This is a genomic window from Nitrosococcus halophilus Nc 4 (genome assembly GCF_000024725.1).
Taxonomy (GTDB): Bacteria; Pseudomonadota; Gammaproteobacteria; order Nitrosococcales; family Nitrosococcaceae; genus Nitrosococcus; species Nitrosococcus halophilus.
Genome location: NC_013960.1, coordinates 1,097,525 through 1,116,197, shown reverse-complemented (window position 1 = coordinate 1,116,197; position 18,673 = coordinate 1,097,525). Strand labels below are relative to the sequence as shown.

The 18,673-nt window shown below is 51.0% G+C and carries 13 protein-coding genes, 2 tRNA genes and 3 rRNA genes; 4 read left to right on the top strand and 14 right to left on the bottom strand.

Annotation, left to right across the window (positions count from 1 at the left end; genetic code table 11):
• Positions 1-3 precede the first annotated feature (3 nt).
• From recA to pncC, 3 genes are all read right to left on the bottom strand, one after another.
• Positions 4-1,032, bottom strand: coding sequence for a recombinase RecA (gene recA / locus NHAL_RS05525; RefSeq protein WP_013032181.1), 1,029 nt, complete (start codon positions 1,030-1,032; stop codon positions 4-6).
• A gap of 106 nt (positions 1,033-1,138) precedes the next feature.
• Positions 1,139-1,678 (bottom strand): RNA 2',3'-cyclic phosphodiesterase, encoded by a 540-nt coding sequence (thpR, locus tag NHAL_RS05520; protein WP_013032180.1) that lies wholly within the window; start codon positions 1,676-1,678, stop codon positions 1,139-1,141.
• Complete coding sequence (gene pncC / locus NHAL_RS05515; protein ID WP_013032179.1) at positions 1,656-2,144, bottom strand: nicotinamide-nucleotide amidase; 489 nt, start codon at positions 2,142-2,144, stop codon at positions 1,656-1,658. Before pncC ends, thpR begins: the two co-directional genes overlap by 23 nt.
• A gap of 264 nt (positions 2,145-2,408) precedes the next feature.
• Here pncC and mutS point away from each other — a divergent pair, with 264 nt between their 5' ends.
• A complete protein-coding gene (mutS, locus tag NHAL_RS05510) occupies positions 2,409-4,991 on the top strand; it encodes a DNA mismatch repair protein MutS (RefSeq protein WP_013032178.1) in 2,583 nt (860 codons plus the stop codon).
• A 37-nt stretch (positions 4,992-5,028) separates the two neighbouring features.
• Here the strand turns inward: mutS and NHAL_RS05505 are convergent, their stop codons facing one another.
• The 4 genes from NHAL_RS05505 to tsaB form a co-directional block, all read right to left on the bottom strand.
• On the bottom strand, positions 5,029-6,153 hold the full coding sequence (locus tag NHAL_RS05505) for a methyltransferase domain-containing protein (protein ID WP_013032177.1): 1,125 nt from the start codon (positions 6,151-6,153) through the stop codon (positions 5,029-5,031).
• A 32-nt stretch (positions 6,154-6,185) separates the two neighbouring features.
• On the bottom strand, positions 6,186-6,446 hold the full coding sequence (locus tag NHAL_RS22405) for a zinc ribbon domain-containing protein (RefSeq protein ID WP_420804793.1): 261 nt from the start codon (positions 6,444-6,446) through the stop codon (positions 6,186-6,188).
• A gap of 199 nt (positions 6,447-6,645) precedes the next feature.
• Positions 6,646-7,614 carry an arsenosugar biosynthesis radical SAM (seleno)protein ArsS gene (arsS, locus tag NHAL_RS05495; RefSeq protein ID WP_013032176.1) on the bottom strand — a complete coding sequence of 323 codons (969 nt, stop codon included), beginning with the start codon at positions 7,612-7,614 and terminating at the stop codon, positions 6,646-6,648.
• Between the two features lie 106 nt (positions 7,615-7,720).
• Positions 7,721-8,398, bottom strand: coding sequence for a tRNA (adenosine(37)-N6)-threonylcarbamoyltransferase complex dimerization subunit type 1 TsaB (gene tsaB, locus NHAL_RS05490; protein ID WP_013032175.1), 678 nt, complete (start codon positions 8,396-8,398; stop codon positions 7,721-7,723).
• Between the two features lie 147 nt (positions 8,399-8,545).
• Between tsaB and NHAL_RS05485 the strand changes: the two genes are divergently transcribed.
• Together NHAL_RS05485 and NHAL_RS05480 are read left to right on the top strand one after the other, a co-directional pair.
• The gene (locus NHAL_RS05485; RefSeq protein WP_238985449.1) at positions 8,546-9,112 is read left to right on the top strand and encodes a rhomboid family intramembrane serine protease; all 567 of its coding nucleotides are present in this window, start codon (positions 8,546-8,548) and stop codon (positions 9,110-9,112) included.
• A gap of 229 nt (positions 9,113-9,341) precedes the next feature.
• Positions 9,342-10,214 (top strand): hypothetical protein, encoded by an 873-nt coding sequence (locus NHAL_RS05480; protein WP_013032173.1) that lies wholly within the window; start codon positions 9,342-9,344, stop codon positions 10,212-10,214.
• 196 nt (positions 10,215-10,410) lie between these two features.
• Here NHAL_RS05480 and NHAL_RS05475 read toward each other — a convergent pair whose 3' ends face one another.
• On the bottom strand, positions 10,411-11,178 hold the full coding sequence (locus NHAL_RS05475) for a class I SAM-dependent methyltransferase (protein ID WP_013032172.1): 768 nt from the start codon (positions 11,176-11,178) through the stop codon (positions 10,411-10,413).
• Between the two features lie 749 nt (positions 11,179-11,927).
• Here NHAL_RS05475 and NHAL_RS05470 point away from each other — a divergent pair.
• Positions 11,928-12,224 carry a hypothetical protein gene (locus NHAL_RS05470; RefSeq protein WP_238985448.1) on the top strand — a complete coding sequence of 99 codons (297 nt, stop codon included), beginning with the start codon at positions 11,928-11,930 and terminating at the stop codon, positions 12,222-12,224.
• A 78-nt stretch (positions 12,225-12,302) separates the two neighbouring features.
• Here NHAL_RS05470 and NHAL_RS05465 read toward each other — a convergent pair whose 3' ends face one another.
• The 6 genes from NHAL_RS05465 to NHAL_RS05440 all read right to left on the bottom strand — a co-directional run bounded on the left by NHAL_RS05465 (position 12,303) and on the right by NHAL_RS05440 (position 18,283).
• Entirely contained in the window at positions 12,303-12,824 is a 522-nt protein-coding gene (locus tag NHAL_RS05465; protein ID WP_013032169.1) for a SixA phosphatase family protein, read from the bottom strand.
• Positions 12,825-12,895: 71 nt separating this feature from the next.
• Positions 12,896-13,010, bottom strand: a 5S ribosomal RNA gene (rrf, locus tag NHAL_RS05460).
• Positions 13,011-13,092: 82 nt separating this feature from the next.
• Positions 13,093-15,997: ribosomal RNA gene (locus NHAL_RS05455) — 23S ribosomal RNA — on the bottom strand.
• Positions 15,998-16,219: 222 nt separating this feature from the next.
• Positions 16,220-16,295, bottom strand: a tRNA-Ala gene (locus NHAL_RS05450).
• A gap of 65 nt (positions 16,296-16,360) precedes the next feature.
• Positions 16,361-16,437 (bottom strand) — tRNA-Ile (locus NHAL_RS05445).
• Positions 16,438-16,738: 301 nt separating this feature from the next.
• Positions 16,739-18,283 (bottom strand): 16S ribosomal RNA (locus NHAL_RS05440).
• The 16S, 23S and 5S rRNA genes sit together here with 2 tRNA genes alongside, the layout of an rRNA operon.
• Positions 18,284-18,673: the final 390 nt, after the last annotated feature.

Genomic DNA, 18,673 nt, shown 5'->3' with positions numbered 1-18,673 from the left:
CAGTCAGGCTTCTACCTCCTCGGCCTCTGCCAATGCCGCTTTGCTCGGCAAGAGCTTCTCCCGGATACTGGCTTCAATGCCCTGGGCGAGTTCTTGGTGTTCCTTGAGAAATTGACGCACATTATCCCTGCCTTGACCAATCCGATCCCCATTATAGCTGTACCAAGCGCCTGTCTTTTGGACAAGCCCTTCCTGAACACCCAGATCGATAATCTCTCCTTCCCGAGAAACTCCGCTCCCATAAAGGATGTCGAAGGAGATCTGTTTGAAAGGCGGCGCCACCTTGTTCTTAACAATCTTCACCCGGGTTTCGTTACCAACGATCTCCTCCCCTTTTTTGAGGGAACCCACTCGACGAATATCCAAACGCACAGAAGCATAAAATTTGAGCGCATTACCACCGGTGGTCGTCTCCGGGCTACCAAACATCACCCCAATTTTCATTCGAATCTGGTTAATAAAGACAACCAGTGTATTGGAGCGCTTGATATTCGCGGTAAGTTTGCGCAGGGCCTGAGACATCAACCTGGCTTGCAAGCCTACATGGGAGTCGCCCATTTCCCCCTCAATCTCCGCTTTGGGAGTCAAAGCGGCTACCGAGTCTATCACAACCACATCCACTGCCCCTGAACGGACCAACATATCGGCAATCTCTAGCGCTTGCTCCCCCGTATCCGGTTGGGAAACAAGAAGGTCATCAACATTAACCCCCAATTTCTCAGCATACTGAGGATCCAGGGCGTGTTCAGCGTCCACAAAAGCCGCCGTCCCTCCCACCTTCTGAGCTTCTGCGACGACTTGTAGCGCTAAAGTCGTCTTGCCTGAGGCCTCTGGCCCAAAGATTTCAACCACACGGCCTCGTGGCAACCCTCCCACCCCGAGGGCAATATCAAGCCCTAGAGAGCCGGTAGAGATCACCTCGACCCCGCGTACGGTGTTAGCATCACCGAGACGCATTACCGCGCCTTTGCCAAATTGCTTCTCAATCTGTGAAAGGGCAGCTCCCAGCGCTTTTTTCCGGTTTTCGTCCATTGCTTGACCTCTAATTTTTCGCAGCGTACAAGCCTATGCCTTTAAATAAAAATTATCCCATAGTCTGGCTAGGACATCCTAGTCCGCGGGTAGCGAATTAATTGGTTCATATCACTAAAGGCCAAGTACGCAACACTTGGTACTGAACCCCACTAGGATGGGTCACTGACTGCACCAGACAAAAATGGTCAACCTGCCAGACCAGGGGCGCCACCCGAGTGGTGGGAAAACGCCCGGCCACCTTACGCGCCAGAGTCATATGGGCCCGGTAAGGCCGAGTCTCGGGCTGATAACCACATGCCGTCAGCCCTTGATTCAATTGTTTCACCAGCTCTATCAAGGGCTCCGGCGTCTCCTCGGCAGCACACCAAACTACCCGTGGGCGGGGCCAATGCCCTATCTGCTCCAGCTGTAGCGTAAAGGGGCTCCCCACAATAGTATCGGCCACCGCTTCGGCACAGGCACGCTGTTGCGCCGTCATACTCCCCAAAAAAACCAAAGTCAAGTGCAGATTCTCAGGGCGAACCCGTTTCCCCTGCTTACCCAATACCTGCCGGGCAATTCGAGCCAAGGACTCCTGCAACGCCTGTTCAGGCCAGAGGGCAAAAAACAAACGCTGGGTTTCAGTTGGACTGTTCAAGGACATCCAATAACCCTCGCAAAGCCCGCTCCACTGATTGCTGCCGCACCGCATTGCGGTCCCCTGGAAAACCTTCCCGAGCGGTCCACTCGCCCCCCGTCTTCAATGCCCAAGCAAACCAGACCGTTCCGACGGGCTTTTCTGGAGATCCCCCCCCGGGTCCGGCAATCCCGCTGACGGCAACGCTGATCCCGGCACGACTGTGAGCCAACGCCTCCCTTGCCATTTCCTTGACAGTGGCTTCGCTTACCGCGCCAAAATGCACCAGCGTTTCCGTGCTAACTTCAAGCATCTCCTGTTTAGCTTCATTGCTATAGGTCACAAAACCCCGTTCAAACCAAGCTGAACTCCCGGCAATATCGGTGATGGCCTTTGCTACCCATCCACCCGTGCAAGACTCGGCAGTGACCACCTTCAAGCCGCGTGCTTGTAAGACCTTTCCAAGCTGCTGGGGTAACATCTTTAGCTTCATTTCAAAGATAGTTATACCAATCTATCTAGCAAATGTCCTGCGATGACATGATCTAAGGCTAGTCGCCAAAATACGGTCGCCGCTACTCCCTAACAAGTGCTTGCTATCGTCCAGGATATGCTTGCTATAATCAATGCCGCTATAACAACAATATCCAATAAATTTCTTCCCGCAAACTGAGATTTTAATCTGCCCCTGCCCAAGAGGCGGAATCTTTAATTCAGCGATATTTGCCAACTCACTACCGACTGCAAAGGTCTGTCTATGTCAGCGAATGGCCTGCAAAAACCCCATACTCCCATGATGCAACAGTACCTGCGGATTAAGGCAGACTATCCCCACACCCTTCTACTTTACCGTATGGGTGACTTCTATGAGCTGTTCTATGAGGACGCTCGACGTGCGGCAGAACTACTGGATATTGCCCTCACTAGCCGTGGCCAGTCAGCGGGCGCCCCCATTCCCATGGCGGGAATCCCCTACCATGCCCTCGATTCCTATTTGGTAAAACTAGTCCGTCAGGGAGAGTCAGTGGCCATCTGTGAGCAGATAGGTGACCCCGCCAAAAGCAAAGGTCCTATAGAACGCCAGGTAGTGCGGGTGGTTACCCCGGGAACAGTAACCGATGAAGTCCTGTTGGAGGCCCGCCAGGATAATTTGCTTGCCGCTCTCCAGCGGCAAGGAGAGGTTTTTGGATTTGCCGTGCTTGATCTTTGTAGCGGGCGTTTTAGCATTCTAGAAGTGGATAACGAAGCAGCAGCCGCCAGCGAACTGGCCCGCATCCGTCCGGCGGAACTTTTGGTCAGCGAGGAGCTAACGCTCACCCTGGCCGATCCTCAAGCAGCTCCGGTGGCACGGCCTTTACCTCCCTGGTATTTTGATACGGAGAGCGCCCAACGCCAACTTTGCCAGCAATTCGGGACCCAGGATCTAGCCGGCTTTGGCTGCGAGGACCTAAAAACCGCTATCGCCGCTGCAGGATGCCTGCTGCAATATCTCCACGATACCCAGCGGACTCGGCTTCCCCATATCCAAAAACTCCAGGTAGAGTCCCAGGAAACTAGCGTTATCCTTGATCCCAGCACGCGGCGCAACCTGGAATTAGAAGAAAGCTTGAGTGGTCATTCCAGCCATACCCTGATTGCAGTGCTGGACCGAACGGCAACCGCTATGGGCAGCCGCCTGCTACGGCGCTATCTCCATCGGCCCCTGCGGGACCAAACTCTACTCAAGCAGCGTCAACAGGCGATCGCCACCCTCCTGGAAACAGGATTGAGTGCTGCTCTACAAAAGCTACTTCGGGGAATTGGCGATATTGAGCGAATTCTCTCCCGGGTAGCCTTGCGTTCAGCCCGCCCACGAGATCTTGTTCAATTACGCCAGTCTCTGGGATTATTACCTGAAATTCAAGCCCCCCTATTCCCCCTCGATAGTCCCCAGCTTCAGTTACTGCGGCAGGATCTAGGCCCCTTTCCAGAACTCTATCAGCTGCTGCAACGAGCCATCTGCGAAAATCCTCCGGTACTCATCCAAGAGGGAGGAGTGATTGCCCCCGGCTTCGACTCTAAACTGGATGAGTTGCGGCATCTGAGTGACAACGCCGGGCAGTTTTTAGTGGAACTGGAGCAACGGGAACGGGAGCGCACAGGACTGTCGACCCTTAAGGTAGGCTATAATAAGATCCATGGCTACTATATTGAGATCCCTCGCACTCAAGCCCATAAAGCCCCTCCTGACTATACTCGCCGCCAGACCTTAAAGGGGGCTGAACGCTATATCACCCCGGAACTGAAAGGCTTTGAGGATAAGGTGTTAAGTGCCCGAGAACGGGCGCTGGCGCGGGAAAAAGCCCTTTATGAAGAATTGCTTGAGCAATTGGCCAATCCGCTCCCGGCTTTACAGGTTTGTGCCAGTGCCTTGGCGGAATTGGATGTGCTGAATAACCTGGCTGAACGGGCCGAAACCCTGGAATATGTGGCCCCCGTGTTGAGCGATCAGCCGGGGATCCGGATCGAAGGGGGCCGCCACCCAGTGGTAGAGCAAACTATGGAGGCCCCTTTTGTGCCCAATGATCTAACCCTCCATGAAGAACGACAGATGTTAATCATTACTGGTCCTAATATGGGGGGAAAATCCACTTACATGCGCCAAACGGCCTTAATTGTCCTACTCGCCCATATTGGCAGCTTTGTTCCAGCCCGCTGCGCGGTGATTGGCCCTATTGACCGAATGTTCACCCGCATCGGCGCCGCCGATGATCTTGCCGGGGGACGCTCCACTTTTATGGTGGAAATGACTGAGACCGCCAACATTCTACATAATGCCACCGAGCACAGCTTAGTGCTGATGGATGAAATAGGCCGGGGCACAAGCACTTTCGACGGTCTATCCCTGGCCTGGGCCGTGGCTTCCCACCTTGCCTGCACGGTGCATTCCCTGACTCTATTTGCAACCCATTATTTTGAACTGACTAGCCTCCCTGAGCATTTTCCTGGGGTGGCTAACCTTCATCTCACAGCAACTGAGCATAAGGAACGTATTGTTTTTCTCCATGCAGTGAAAGAGGGTCCTGCCAACCAAAGCTATGGCCTCCAAGTGGCCGCATTGGCTGGCGTTCCCCAGGAAGTCATTGCCCAAGCGCAGCAACGGCTCGTGGAATTAGAGAATCACGCCCGGCAAAAGCCGGCCGATGGGGGCGAAGCCCAACTCGACCTATTTGCAACACCTGCGGATCATCCTGTTGTTCAGATCTTACAGGATTTGGACCCAGACGAGCTCAGTCCCCGGCAAGCCTTAAAGAAACTCTATGAACTCAAAGCGCTGTTAAACCTTGCTGTTAGCAACTAAATAGGCCATCATTTTTGGCGTTTGCGGCCCAGGGCTTTTAGCTACAACAACCTGATTCTACCCAGGAACCTCCCCGGTGGATCCCGCCTTTGGTTTCTTGTGGTGGGCGCCGAGTCCCCGCAGGCGCACACCAGGTCACCGGTTCCTGGGGGACGGCCGGCGAAATCCCAATAAAATCATCCTTATAAGGACCGGTAGTCAGGAACCGAAAGGTGCGCTCACACACCGCGATACGTTCTCCCCGCGGAAAAACGTGGCCTTCTTCATCAGAGACTTGGGTATAAGGTCCCCTATAAATGACTGCCTGGCCCACATCCATGCATTCGGAGCCTTCAGGCTTAACCGCAGTCAGAGTCGCCGAACGAAACTCGATGCCCTCCACCACCTGCCAAGGTTCAGCCTCCCATTTATCGTAGCTCACCGCAACAAAGCCCGCGGCCAGGAAAGCATCTAGGAATTCTTTCTCCTGGAAGGCCCCAGAAATACAGCCGGACCACAATTTCGGATCATCACGTAAGTGCTGGGGAACGGCCTCATCGCTAATGACATCGGAAATAGCCACCCGTCCGCCCGGACGCAATACCCGAAAGATTTCCGCAACCATTTGCGCCTTTGCCCCATCATCCACTAAATTCAGCACGCAGTTGGAAATGACCAGATCCACCGAACCATCAGGGATTAGGGGACTTTCCTTACGTTGTTGGGTCTTAAAAGCCTCTAGACGGGCTAAATCTCGGCTCCTGGACACCGGGTTTGCGGCCAAATAGGCATCTACAGCGGCTAAGTCTAAAGCCAGATCCTGGATCAACCCCTTTTTAAATTCGACCCGATCACCACCCAGCCGTTCTGCCATCTCGGCTTGGTATTTTTGGGCTAGGGCGAGCATATCGTCGTTCATGTCTAGGCCTATCACCCGCCCTTGGGCACCCACCAGTTGCGCTGCCATATAGCAGATTTTACCGCCACCGCTGCCAAGATCGAGCACGACATCTCCTTCTCGAATATAGGGGGAAGGATCACCACAACCATAGTCCTTATCGATGATTTCCTGGGGCAGTATCTGCAACAACCGTGAATCATACTCTACTGCGCAGCACAACTCAGTTTGGTGCGCCTGAGCCCCTTCTGAATACCGTTCCAACACATTAGCTTGCTGCGACATCTATGCACTGATCCTTTTCTGGTAGCGGAACTCTACCAAATGCTAGCATTTGCTAGGTCCGATCCGACAAAGCCCTTGAGATAAATCCCAAGAGCGCCATTGTGGTCGCGCTTCATCTTGTTCCCGTCCGAGCCTTTCACCCCACGCGCACCACCTAATTGATGATTGACTTCACCTGTCCAATTAACGGTTTTACTTGTGTAGGACTCATCGGTACTAATGACTACGGTCCCACATTTTTTCGCCATCCATAACAATCGCTGACGAAACCGATAATGGGACCACGTTAACATAGCGCGAACCGATTTCTTTCTTAGCTTCCGTTTAACCTTCAACGCCATCTTTTTCGTTTCAAAATCAGGAATAAAAATGACTTCAAAGTTCTCGCATAAAAACCGTGCACACTTCCGTTGAGCCCGCTTCCAACATCCCGCACTGCCTCTTCTGCATAGTCGCTCAAGTAATCGACTTTTCGTCCCTACCGGTATCCCATCAACTTAAAGCGCCACCGCAACTGCTCCCCTGTCCAGCGCTGCAACCGTAGCAATGATCGGCCACGGCAATAGGATTGCCCTCTAAATTTGTGCCCGACTCCATGAGTTGGGAAAGATGAATGGGTGATTTGCCGGCATAGACCAACGGCAAACCCAGCATCTGATTAAAATCGCAATCGTAAACATATCCTTGCCAATCAACGCTAATAAGGTTGCGACACATCACCGACTCTAGGTTTTCTACCTGGTAAGCCTCTCGCAACAGGGCCATATATTTTCTAAACAGCCCCTTGGAAACGAGCATGCTGCCAAAACGCTGGATCGGCATATTAGTCAAACTAAACAAATGGTTAAAAACAATCCCGTAACGTTCACAAAGCTGGTGCTTATATTCCGCTTCTAGCCCCTTTTGGGGCGGCGGTAAAGTCGCACCCTGGGGGTTATACACGAGATTGAGTACCAGCCCTGAAGCCTTGTCACCATAACCCAAACGATTGAGCTTCTGTAAAGCCTGGATGCTGGTCTCAAACACCCCTCGGCCCCGTTGCCGATTGACATTCTCTTCCAAGTAACAAGGCAATGAAGCCACCACTTCTACTCCCTGGGCGGCTAGGAATTCGCCTAAATCTTCCTGGCCCGGCTCCTCAAGAATAGTGAGATTGCAACGATCAATGACTCGGACTCCCAAACTCCGCGCCCTGGTGACGAGATCTCGAAAGTGGGGATTAAGCTCTGGTGCTCCGCCGGTAAGGTCTAAGGCAGTTACGCTGGAGATTTGCAAAAACGCCACAACTTGCTCAATGGTTTCCCGAACCATGACTTCTTTACGCTTCGGGCCAGCGCTGACATGGCAATGGACACACTGCTGGTTGCAACGATAACCGAGGTTAACCTGCAATGTTTCTAGATGTTTACGCCTCAGGGCTGGAAAATCCGTGGCTTGCAATAAGGGTAGGGTTGCATGCATGGAACTATCTATACGCCTCAAACAGATGACATTTTTGATAACACAGTAATTTATTTGTTTAAGACTTCTTAGGTACCCTTTTGTTACGGTACCATAAGATAATCCTTCATACTGGCTTTACAGGTTTTTTCGCCACATTATTCCGAAGATAGACGGGTAATGCCTGTTCTGCCATCACTGCTTCATTTCGGGCAAAAGCCGCAGCACCTAGCTGGGCTGTTGCGCTAGCGCGGGGATAGCATTCTGCCTCCCAGCCAGCCACTATCCCTCCCAAACGCTCGCACAGCTTATCCTTATAAGCTCCCCAGCCGGTACCTGCTCCAAACCAACGCTCCCCTGCCACCAAAGGAACTACCTCGGGAGCGCAGACTTGCTCGACTCCCGCCAATTTAACCAGACCATCCGCCCCTCGCTCATAGGCACCCCAGTAAACTTCACCCATCCGGGCATCGATAGCCGCCAGAACCTTCTTTGCCCCACAAGACTGGGCTAGGGCTGCCAGAGAAGAAACGGGCAATACGGGTAAGTCATGGGCAAAAGCAATCCCTTGCGCCACCCCCACACCAATCCGTACACCAGTAAAAGACCCAGGACCCTGGCCGAAAGCGAGTGCATCAACAGCGTTCAGGGATATGTCTGCTTCTGCCAATAACGCCTCTAGCATACTTAAAATAAGATCCGAATGCCCTTGAGGAGTGACCACAAAACGCTCATGGATGTGATCTGCCACCAGCAGCGCTGCAGAACAGGCTTCCGTCGAAGTATCGAGAGCCAATAGCTTCATATTGAGCTAAGATACAAGGATCTGTTTTTCCTCAAATAACTTGACACTATGTTTCCAGTAAGAAACCCTAATCCAACTTCGATTCGACCGGTCATTACCATTGGCCTCATAGTCACTTGTATCCTAGTCTTTTGGTGGGAACTTTCATTGGAGCCAAAAGAAGCCGCTCGGGCTATCTACAGTTTTGCGGTTACTCCAATATTCTTTCTTCATAAAGTGGAATTAGTCGGCAGTCCAATACCCGTTGAGCTCACTCCCATCACCTCCATGTTTCTCCACGCCGATGTGTGGCACCTAGCCAGTAATCTACTATTTTTCTGGATCTTTGGAAAAACAATCGAAGATGCCACTGGACACGTTCGCTTTATCCTTTTTTATTTTCTGTGCGGAATTATATCAATAATGCCGTATATCCTTCTCAACCCTACCTCTCAAAACCCTATAATTGGTGCAAGCGGTGCCATCTCGGCAATATTAGGTGCTTATCTCCGATTATTTCCCCACTCCAGAATCGTTGTGATCTATCTACGGGGCCTCTATCCTGCTCTGGGCCGAGTACCGGCAGAATGGGTGCTTATATTCTGGTATGGACTGCAGCTTATATATGGAATATTTACCAATGCCCAGCAAGAAACCGTGGCATGGGAGGTGCACCTAAGCGGTTTCGCCGCTGGCATGCTCTTTGTGCCCTTATTTTATCGCTCGCCAAAATAAGTTTAAGAAAAAGGCCGATGATCTAGAGAAAATTAAAAGAAGATGAATCGAATAATTTGAAGTCTGTCAAAAAACATGCATATTTTTTTCATGTTCTATTGATTTATCTTGAAACCTGTCCTAGGTTTTAACCATGGGGTTTATGAGGGTTTTCTAGCCCGATCCCATTATGCGAATTTTATGCCATAAAAAATATTATAAATATTAAAAACATGTAAGAGAGGTAGGCATGAAACAATCCCATGGGAAATTATTTAAAACTTGGGCAATAATGATCATTCCCTTCCTGGCTGGCGCTATATTACTCTCTCCAACTGTGGTTTTCGCGGGGCAATCTGTCTCCACATTGGAAGAACGGGTCCGGCAAATGGAAGAAGAGCTTCGGATGCTGCGTAGAGAACTAACGCGGGTTAGAGAAGAAGCTCAAGAACCTGCACAGCAGGTAGAGCAACTTGAAGAGCGAGTGGCAGTGGTAGAAAGAACTAGCCCATCCGAAGCCCAACCCCTGGGGTATAACATGCTCTTCTTCCGGGGGGGTTATACCGAATTGAATAGCGACCGCGGTAGTCAGGTCTTTACGGATTTTTTTGGGGCCAACGGCATTAGAAATAATGATGATTCTGGCTGGTACGTGGGCGCTGGATTCGACTATTTCCTGAGCGATAACGTTTGGGGACTAGTGCCTAGCACCTCAGTCTTTGCAGAATTAGGTATTGAGTATAAAAAATTTGACACTAAAGATGACGCCCTCCGCGTAGTGCCTGTTGCCTCAAATGCACTCGGCGTTCAAAATACCAGTACTGAGGGGGTTACCCTCAGCATGCTTACTGTCAGTGCTTCGCCCAAGCTCAAATACACAGGCTGGGGAAAATTTCAACCCTGGATTATTCCAGCAGGTCTTGACTTCCATGTGATCAGCCCACCTTCAGACGCTGGCACAGTGCTTGATATTGGCGTGCAGTTCGCTGCAGGCCTCGATTATGAACCTATTCGAGGATTTCACGTAGGGGTAGATGGTCGCTACCATCTCGCCGCAGATGAAACAAATGGCGTCGAAAATGACCACTGGACAGCTGGAGGTTATTTAGGTATCCATTTTTAGGATTTCAGAAAACCCACTTAATAAAGGGGGAAGGCAAATTTCTCTTCCCCCTTGCAATTTAGCCCTTTATAATCCTCTCAATGAATCTAAAAAATCATCCTAAAGGTCACTGGAATCAATTCTAGCCCCTCTGTTTCCGTGCCCCTCCAGAACACATTATTTCCTGCCCTTCCATGCAACTATCTATTGGGAGCTATTAGGAAGCTGCCGCTTTAGCTACCGCTTTTGCTTCTGCTGTTGCATTGATCAATTGCTTATTATTTCGTGCCCGCACTAATTTCCAATAACCAAAGAGATTAGTAGAGGTAATATCAACCACTTCCAGATCGGTTTCTTTCACAAAGGAATCCAAACAAAGATCAGGATGAAATCCCAGAAATCGAGAAAGGGGTGAAAGCAAACGTTCAATTCCAGCAAGCACTGGATTGGTACTTTGAAAATGGTTCAAAATAAAAAGCTCACCGTCCGGCTTGCAGACACGTTTTAGTTCATTGACTAATCGCTCGGGATGGGGCACTACAGAAGCGACATAGGTTGCCGTGACCTTATCGAAACTATTGTCAGGAAATTCCATATACTCGGCATCCATCACCCGCAGCTCAACCACATTTTCCAACCCTAAACGCTTTTTCCGAGTATCTGCTCGCCCTAGCATCTCGGGGGAAATATCAATCCCCGTTACCTGGACAAAAGGAGGGTATAAAGGCAAAGAAAGGCCAGTCCCAACACCGACTTCTAGGATCTTATCACCTGGCTGGCAATTCAATTTTTCAATACTCTCCTTGCGCCCCCGTTGCATTACCGGCCCAAACCAGGCATCATAGAGGGCTGCATAGCGTTTGTAAGCTTTCTGTACCGCATCAATATCCAAACGGGAGCGTTGTTTTTTTTCTTCTTTAAAAGAGCCTTTCAGTTGATTAGTCGTTCTATTTAACTGGTTAGGCTCATTGGTTGTTTTTTTCATAGGAATTTGCAACCTCTTTTTTATTTGTTGAAAAATCAGCTGCCCCTAAATAAGAATTCTCGGGTCCCCAAATCTGTTTTCGCTGTTTTCCACCTTAACTATAGCGCATTTGCTTACAATTTGAGTTGTTTCTAGTCCTAAATAGCAACAATAAGGTACTCTTAAGGCTAGAGCCACGACATTCCATAGCATTATTTCAAAACTCCCTAGTCACCAGATAGCTGCCCAGGTATAATAATAACGTCATTAAATTCTAGAAAAATTTGATGACTAGAAGGCAGAGCGCTACACGCTAAGAACAACCCAAAATATTTTCCAGAACATGGAGTGCCCGGAAGATGGCGAAGTCAAATTCAGGCGCTTAGACCCCGGTGAGAAATGAGTCAATAGCTAGCGCCCCAGTTGGCGGGCTTATCCAAACAACCCGCTTCTCTGCTACCCGGTGCAAACTCACCGTTCCGCTCTGCCAACAGGATTTTATTCGTAAATTGTAAGATCCGAATGCTTACGATAAGCTTGGCCTCCAAGTAAAATAGCTTTTAGGGGAGCGTATGCTCAAGTAATTTAATTATAAGTAATTATTTAGCTATACAAGCGCTTATTGTAGGGCTAACTATTAAAAGACAGGCCGCCTAGGGCAGCAGAAGATAAACTATAATTATGACTGATATAGAGCCATGATAAAATGCTTAAGTTTAACTCTAGTAAGATTAATACAGCTTAGTGCTGTAGTATTCTATGCTTACATCATGTTCATCTACGTGGGGGCATTGTTTCTTCTGCCTCTCGCTGGCATTTATCATTTATCTAATGCCTTGAGTTTTCTAGGACTACCTACCCTTCTTGCTGCCATGATTGCAATCGCAATGGTAGCAGGAATAATCTATCTCGGTTACAAGATCCCAAGTTTTTTCACGACTATTCGAGATTTTGGATTAAATCTAGTAAGTCTTGGGTTTGATCAAATTAAGCAACTTAACCAGATTGCTGAAGAAACAAAAGGCTCTTCCTCAGAGGGCAGCAGCACCTCACATCACCCAACCTAGTAAACAAGGGCGAATTAAGCAATGATCTCTTGGCTGCCTAGGGAAAGGCAGCCTACTCTTTGCTTAATAAAGCTAGTTTCATTTTTTTTCAATATCTTTAGGTCGGATCAGAGAGAGCAACTGTCCTGCCTGAGCCTCTAAGTAGCTCCAATCATCAGGAAGCTTTAACTGAGCCAATGCAGCGGTAGGAAACCGCTTCCCCTCTGCTGCGGGTCTTGTCAATTTTTCACCGCAGAGGAAGATAAGTAAATTCTCTAAACCAGGATTATGGCCGACCAACAAAACAGTGTCAATCGAGGTTGGACAATCCGAAATGACCCTCAACAATAGAGGGACCTCAGCTTCGTAGATGCGCTCATCCCAATGAATTTTATTCTCGGGAATATTAAGCTCCCTAGCCACCATGTAAGTGGTTTGTTTTGCACGTAGTGCAGGTGAGCTAACCACATACCCTGGATTAAGATCATGTGTTTTCATCCAGTAGCCTAGACGCGGTGCATCTCTGATTCCACGCTTAGCCAGAGGGCGCTTAAAATCAGAAGGACTCCCCGTATCCCATGCGGATTTAGCATGTCGAAGGATTAATAACTGGCGCGACACAAATATATACCCCCCCAAAAATGAAAACCCCCGGCCGAGGATATCAGCCGGGGGTTTTACTCAGATAAGATGCCTGGCGGTGACCTACTTTCACATGGGCAACCCCACACTATCATCGGCGCTGAGTAGTTTCACTTCCGAGTTCGGTATGGGTTCGGGTGGGACCTACTCGCTATGGCCACCAGGCAAAAACTTGCTCTCTCTACGTCGGGGAAGTCTTCTCTAAAGCTCTCTCTTTGGCAATCCACCCAACTTGCTTGGGTGTTATATGGTCAAGCCTCACGGGCCATTAGTACGGGTTAGCTTCACACATTACTGCGCTTCCACACCCCGCCTATCAACGTTGTCGTCTCCAACAACCCTTCAGGAACCTCGCAGGTCCTGGGAGATCTCATCTTGAGGAGGGCTTCCCGCTTAGATGCCTTCAGCGGTTATCCCCTCCGGACATAGCTACCCGGCAATGCCACTGGCGTGACAACCGGAACACCAGAGGTCCGTCCACTCCGGTCCTCTCGTACTAGGAGCAGCCCCTCTCAAATCTCCAACGCCTACGGCAGATAGGGACCGAACTGTCTCACGACGTTCTAAACCCAGCTCGCGTACCACTTTAAATGGCGAACAGCCATACCCTTGGGACCGGCTACAGCCCCAGGATGTGATGAGCCGACATCGAGGTGCCAAACACCGCCGTCGATATGAACTCTTGGGCGGTATCAGCCTGTTATCCCCGGAGTACCTTTTATCCGTTGAGCGATGGCCCTTCCACTAAGAACCACCGGATCACTAAGACCGTCTTTCGACCCTGCTCGACCTGTCCGTCTCGCAGTCAGGCACCCTTTTGCCTTTGCACTCACTACGCGATTTCCGACCGCGCTGAGGGTACCTTCGCGCTCCTCCGTTACCCTTTGGGAGGAGACCGCCCCAGTCAAACTACCCACCATGCACTGTCCCCAACCCGGATAACGGGCCTAGGTTAGAACTCCAAACATGCCAGGGTGGTATTTCAAGGTCGGCTCCACCGAAACTAGCGTCCCGGCTTCAACACCTCCCACCTATCCTACACAAGCAGGTTCAAAGTCCAGTGCAAAGCTGTAGTAAAGGTTCACGGGGTCTTTCCGTCTTGCCGCAGGTACACTGCATCTTCACAGCAATTTCAATTTCACTGAGCCTCGGGTGGAGACAGTGTGGCCATCGTTACGCCATTCGTGCAGGTCGGAACTTACCCGACAAGGAATTTCGCTACCTTAGGACCGTTATAGTTACGGCCGCCGTTTACCGGCGCTTCGTTCAAGGGCTTCGCCTCGCGACTAACCCCATCACTTAACGTTCCGGCACCGGGCAGGCGTCACACCCTATACTTCCTCTTTCAAGTTCGCAGAGTGCTGTGTTTTTAATAAACAGTCGCAGCCACCTGGTCACTGCAACCCCCTTCCGCTCCAAACGCTCAGTCCTTCACGTACCAGGGGCACACCTTCTCCCGAAGTTACGGTGCTAATTTGCCGAGTTCCTTCACCCGAGTTCTCTCAAGCGCCTGAGGATTCTCTCCCCGCCCACCTGTGTCGGTTTCGGGTACGGTCTAACATAACCTGATGCTTAGAGGCTTTTCCTGGAAGCCGGGCCTCAACTGCTTCGCCCTTAAATAAGAGCTCGTCATCACGCCTCGGAATATGCGCCCCCGGATTTGCCTAAGAACGCTCCCTACACGCTTAAACCGGGACTTCCAACCCCCGGCCAGTCTAGCCTTCTCCGTCACCCCATCGCAGCTATGTCAGGTACCGGAATATTAACCGGTTTCCCATCGACTACGCCTCTCGGCCTCGCCTTAGGGACCGACTCACCCTGCGCCGATTAGCGTTGCGCAGGAACCCTTGGGCTTTCGGCGAGGGGGCCTCTCACCCCCTTTATCGTTACTCATGTCAGCATTCGCACTTCCGATGCCTCCAGCATGCCTCTCAGCACACCTTCTACAGCCTACGGAACGCTCCCCTACCGCGTCAATCCCCCGCAGAGGACCAACACCCGCAGCTTCGGTATATCGCTTTAGCCCCGGTACATCTTCCGCGCAGGCCGACTCGACCAGTGAGCTATTACGCTTTCTTTAAAGGATGGCTGCTTCTAAGCCAACCTCCTGGCTGTCTTCGCCTTCCCACATCGTTTCCCACTTAGCGATAATTTCGGGACCTTAGCTGACGGTCTGGGCTGTTTCCCTCTCCACGATGGACCTTCTCACCCACCGTGTGTCTCCCATGCTCTCACTTCCCAGTATTCGGAGTTTGCCTCGGTTTGGTAAGACTATACGCCCCCCTAGCCGAAACAGTGCTCTACCCCCAGGAGTGATACATGAGGCACTACCTAAATAGCTTTCGGGGAGAACCAGCTATCTCCGAGCTTGTTTAGCCTTTCACTCCTAACCACAGCTCATCCCCTGATTTTTCAACATCAGTGGGTTCGGGCCTCCAGTGGGAATTACCCCACCTTCACCCTGGCCATGGCTAGATCGCCCGGTTTCGGGTCTACTCACAGCGACTCATTCGCCCTGTTCAGACTCGGTTTCCCTTCGGCTCCCCTCTCGGTTAACCTCGCCACTGAAAGTAACTCGCTGACCCATTATACAAAAGGTACGCAGTCACCCCCCTAAGGAGGCTCCCACTGCTTGTACGCATACGGTTTCAGATTCTCTTTCACTCCCCTCTACGGGGTTCTTTTCACCTTTCCCTCACGGTACTTGTCCACTATCGGTCGGTAGGGAGTATTTAGCCTTGGAGGGTGGGCCCCCCTTCTTCAGACAGGATAACACGTGTCCCGCCCTACTCAATTTCACCTGTAAAACCCTTTCGCGTACCGGGCTATCACCGTCTACGGCCGGACTTTCCAATCCGTTCCACTAAAATCCTACAGGCTTTTGGGCTGCTCCCCTTTCGCTCGCCGCTACTCAGGGAATCTCGGTTGATTTCTTTTCCTCTAGGTACTGAGATGGTTCAGTTCCCCAGGTTCGCCTCAACTGCCTATATATTCAACAGCTGATACCTAGCCTAAACTAGGTGGGTTCCCCCATTCGGATACCCCCGGATCATCGCCCGTTTGCCGGCTCCCCGAAGCTTTTCGCAGACTACCACGTCCTTCTTCGCCTCCTACCGCCAAGGCATCCACCGTATGCGCTTATTCACTTGACCATATAACCCCAAACAACCTGGGCTATACTAACAATGCCAACATACCTCGCAAGCTCATCGCTTGCCTCGCCTTGAACTTTCTTTTACACTTCCCCTCATTTTTAAAGAGCATGCAAGAGAATAACACTATAACTCTTGCTTTATTCAGACAGCGCCCTAAAAACTATGCTCGTTTTTTGACGATGCCCAAAATCTTTTTTAATCAATCTAACTTCCACGTCTTGGTGGAGCCAGGCGGGATCGAACCGCCGACCCCCTGCTTGCAAAGCAGGTGCTCTCCCAGCTGAGCTATGGCCCCTTTGAGGCTGTATTAGCGCTCAGCCACCCAAACACCTAAGTCATCTATTTACTGAACGCCGAATTTGGTGGGTCTGGGTGGATTCGAACCACCGACCTCACCCTTATCAGGGGTGCGCTCTAACCGACTGAGCTACAGACCCGATACTCGCCCTAGCCTAAAAACTCTGACTCCGGGAACAACCATGTTTCAACCCGGCCATCCACAGCAACGCTTTTGAGGGCTTATACCCCATTGAATGCGCTTTAGTCTGCTTCGCCCAGTGAAATCTAAAAACCACATGAACCTATCACTATCTAGGCTGCCCAATGCTTGTCCCTACTCTAAACTAACCGTAGTAGGCACTACTTACCACCCTATAGTGATAGCGAATTAAATATCATCACATCTAGATCAAACAGCTTATGTGGATGCTCGCGAAGCTAGGTTATCTGCTTTACAGTAAAGGAGGTGATCCAGCCGCAGGTTCCCCTACGGCTACCTTGTTACGACTTCACCCCAGTCATTGACCACACCGTGGTAAGCGCCCCCCCGAAGGTTAAGCCACCTACTTCTGGTGCAGCCAACTCCCATGGTGTGACGGGCGGTGTGTACAAGGCCCGGGAACGTATTCACCGCGGCATTGCTGATCCGCGATTACTAGCGATTCCGACTTCATGCAGTCGAGTTGCAGACTGCAATCCGGACTACGACCGGCTTTCTGAGATTAGCTCCGCATCGCTGCTTGGCCACCCTCTGTACCGGCCATTGTAGCACGTGTGTAGCCCTGGCCATAAGGGCCATGATGACTTGACGTCATCCCCACCTTCCTCCGTTTTGTCAACGGCAGTCCCCCTAGAGTGCCCGGCCTAACCGCTGGCAACTAGAGGTAAGGGTTGCGCTCGTTGCGGGACTTAACCCAACATCTCACGACACGAGCTGACGACAGCCATGCAGCACCTGTCTCCCGGCTCCCGAAGGCACCCCCGCATCTCTGCAGGGTTCCGAGGATGTCAAAACCAGGTAAGGTTCTTCGCGTTGCATCGAATTAAACCACATGCTCCACCGCTTGTGCGGGCCCCCGTCAATTCATTTGAGTTTCAACCTTGCGGCCGTACTCCCCAGGCGGAGAACTTATCGCGTTGGCTACAACACTGAAAGGCTTACCCTCCCAACGTCTAGTTCTCATCGTTTAGGGCGTGGACTACCAGGGTATCTAATCCTGTTCGCTCCCCACGCTTTCGCACCTCAGCGTCAGTTATGGTCCAGGAGGCCGCCTTCGCCACTGGTGTTCCTTCCGATATCTACGCATTTCACCGCTACACCGGAAATTCCGCCTCCCTCTACCACACTCTAGCTCAGCAGTATCAAGTGCAATTCCCAGGTTGAGCCCAGGGCTTTCACACCCAACTTACTAAGCCGCCTACGCGCCCTTTACGCCCAGTAATTCCGATTAACGCTCGCACCCTCCGTATTACCGCGGCTGCTGGCACGGAGTTAGCCGGTGCTTCTTCTGTGGGTAACGTCAATACGATGCGCTATTCACACACCGCTTTTCTTCCCCACTGAAAGGGCTTTACAACCCGAAGGCCTTCTTCACCCACGCGGCATTGCTGGATCAGGCTTGCGCCCATTGTCCAATATTCCCCACTGCTGCCTCCCGTAGGAGTCTGGGCCGTGTCTCAGTCCCAGTGTGGCTGATCGTCCTCTCAGACCAGCTACCGATCGTCGCCTTGGTAGGCCCTTACCCCACCAACTAGCTAATCGGACGCAGGCTCATCCCCTAGCGCGAGGCCCGAAAGTCCCCCGCTTTCCTCCTCAGAGTATATGCGGTATTAGCCCGAGTTTCCCCGGGTTATCCCCCTCTAGAGGCCAGATTCCTACGCGTTACTCACCCGTCCGCCACTCGCCAGCCGCCTAAGCAAGCTTAAGCGCTGCTGCCGTCCGACTTGCATGTGTTAAGCATGCCGCCAGCGTTCAATCTGAGCCATGATCAAACTCTTCAGTTGAATCTTTCAAGCCAATTAGATTGGCTAAAATTTGAATTGACGCCGAACAAATCACAACCTAATGCAATTGCTCGCGTCAAAAAATCTGGCAAATAGCCCTTCAACGCAAGCACCCACACAAGCTGTTTGATCTCAATTTTTAAAGAACTGGCTCCGCCATGCAGAGCTTATATATAGTCTATACTTTCTTCCCTAAGAATGCCAATCTGGCATTTTCGTACTCGGCAATCCGTGCCGGTAATGAGGCGTGTATTATACAGTGCTGATTATTTCCGTCAAGCTTTTTCTGCTGCCTCTGTTTCCCCATCCTGACGAACAATGAAGCCGCCGCCAGGGGAAGGGCGAATTATCAAGATCTAAGCAGTACCTGTCAAGTATAAAATACAGTTT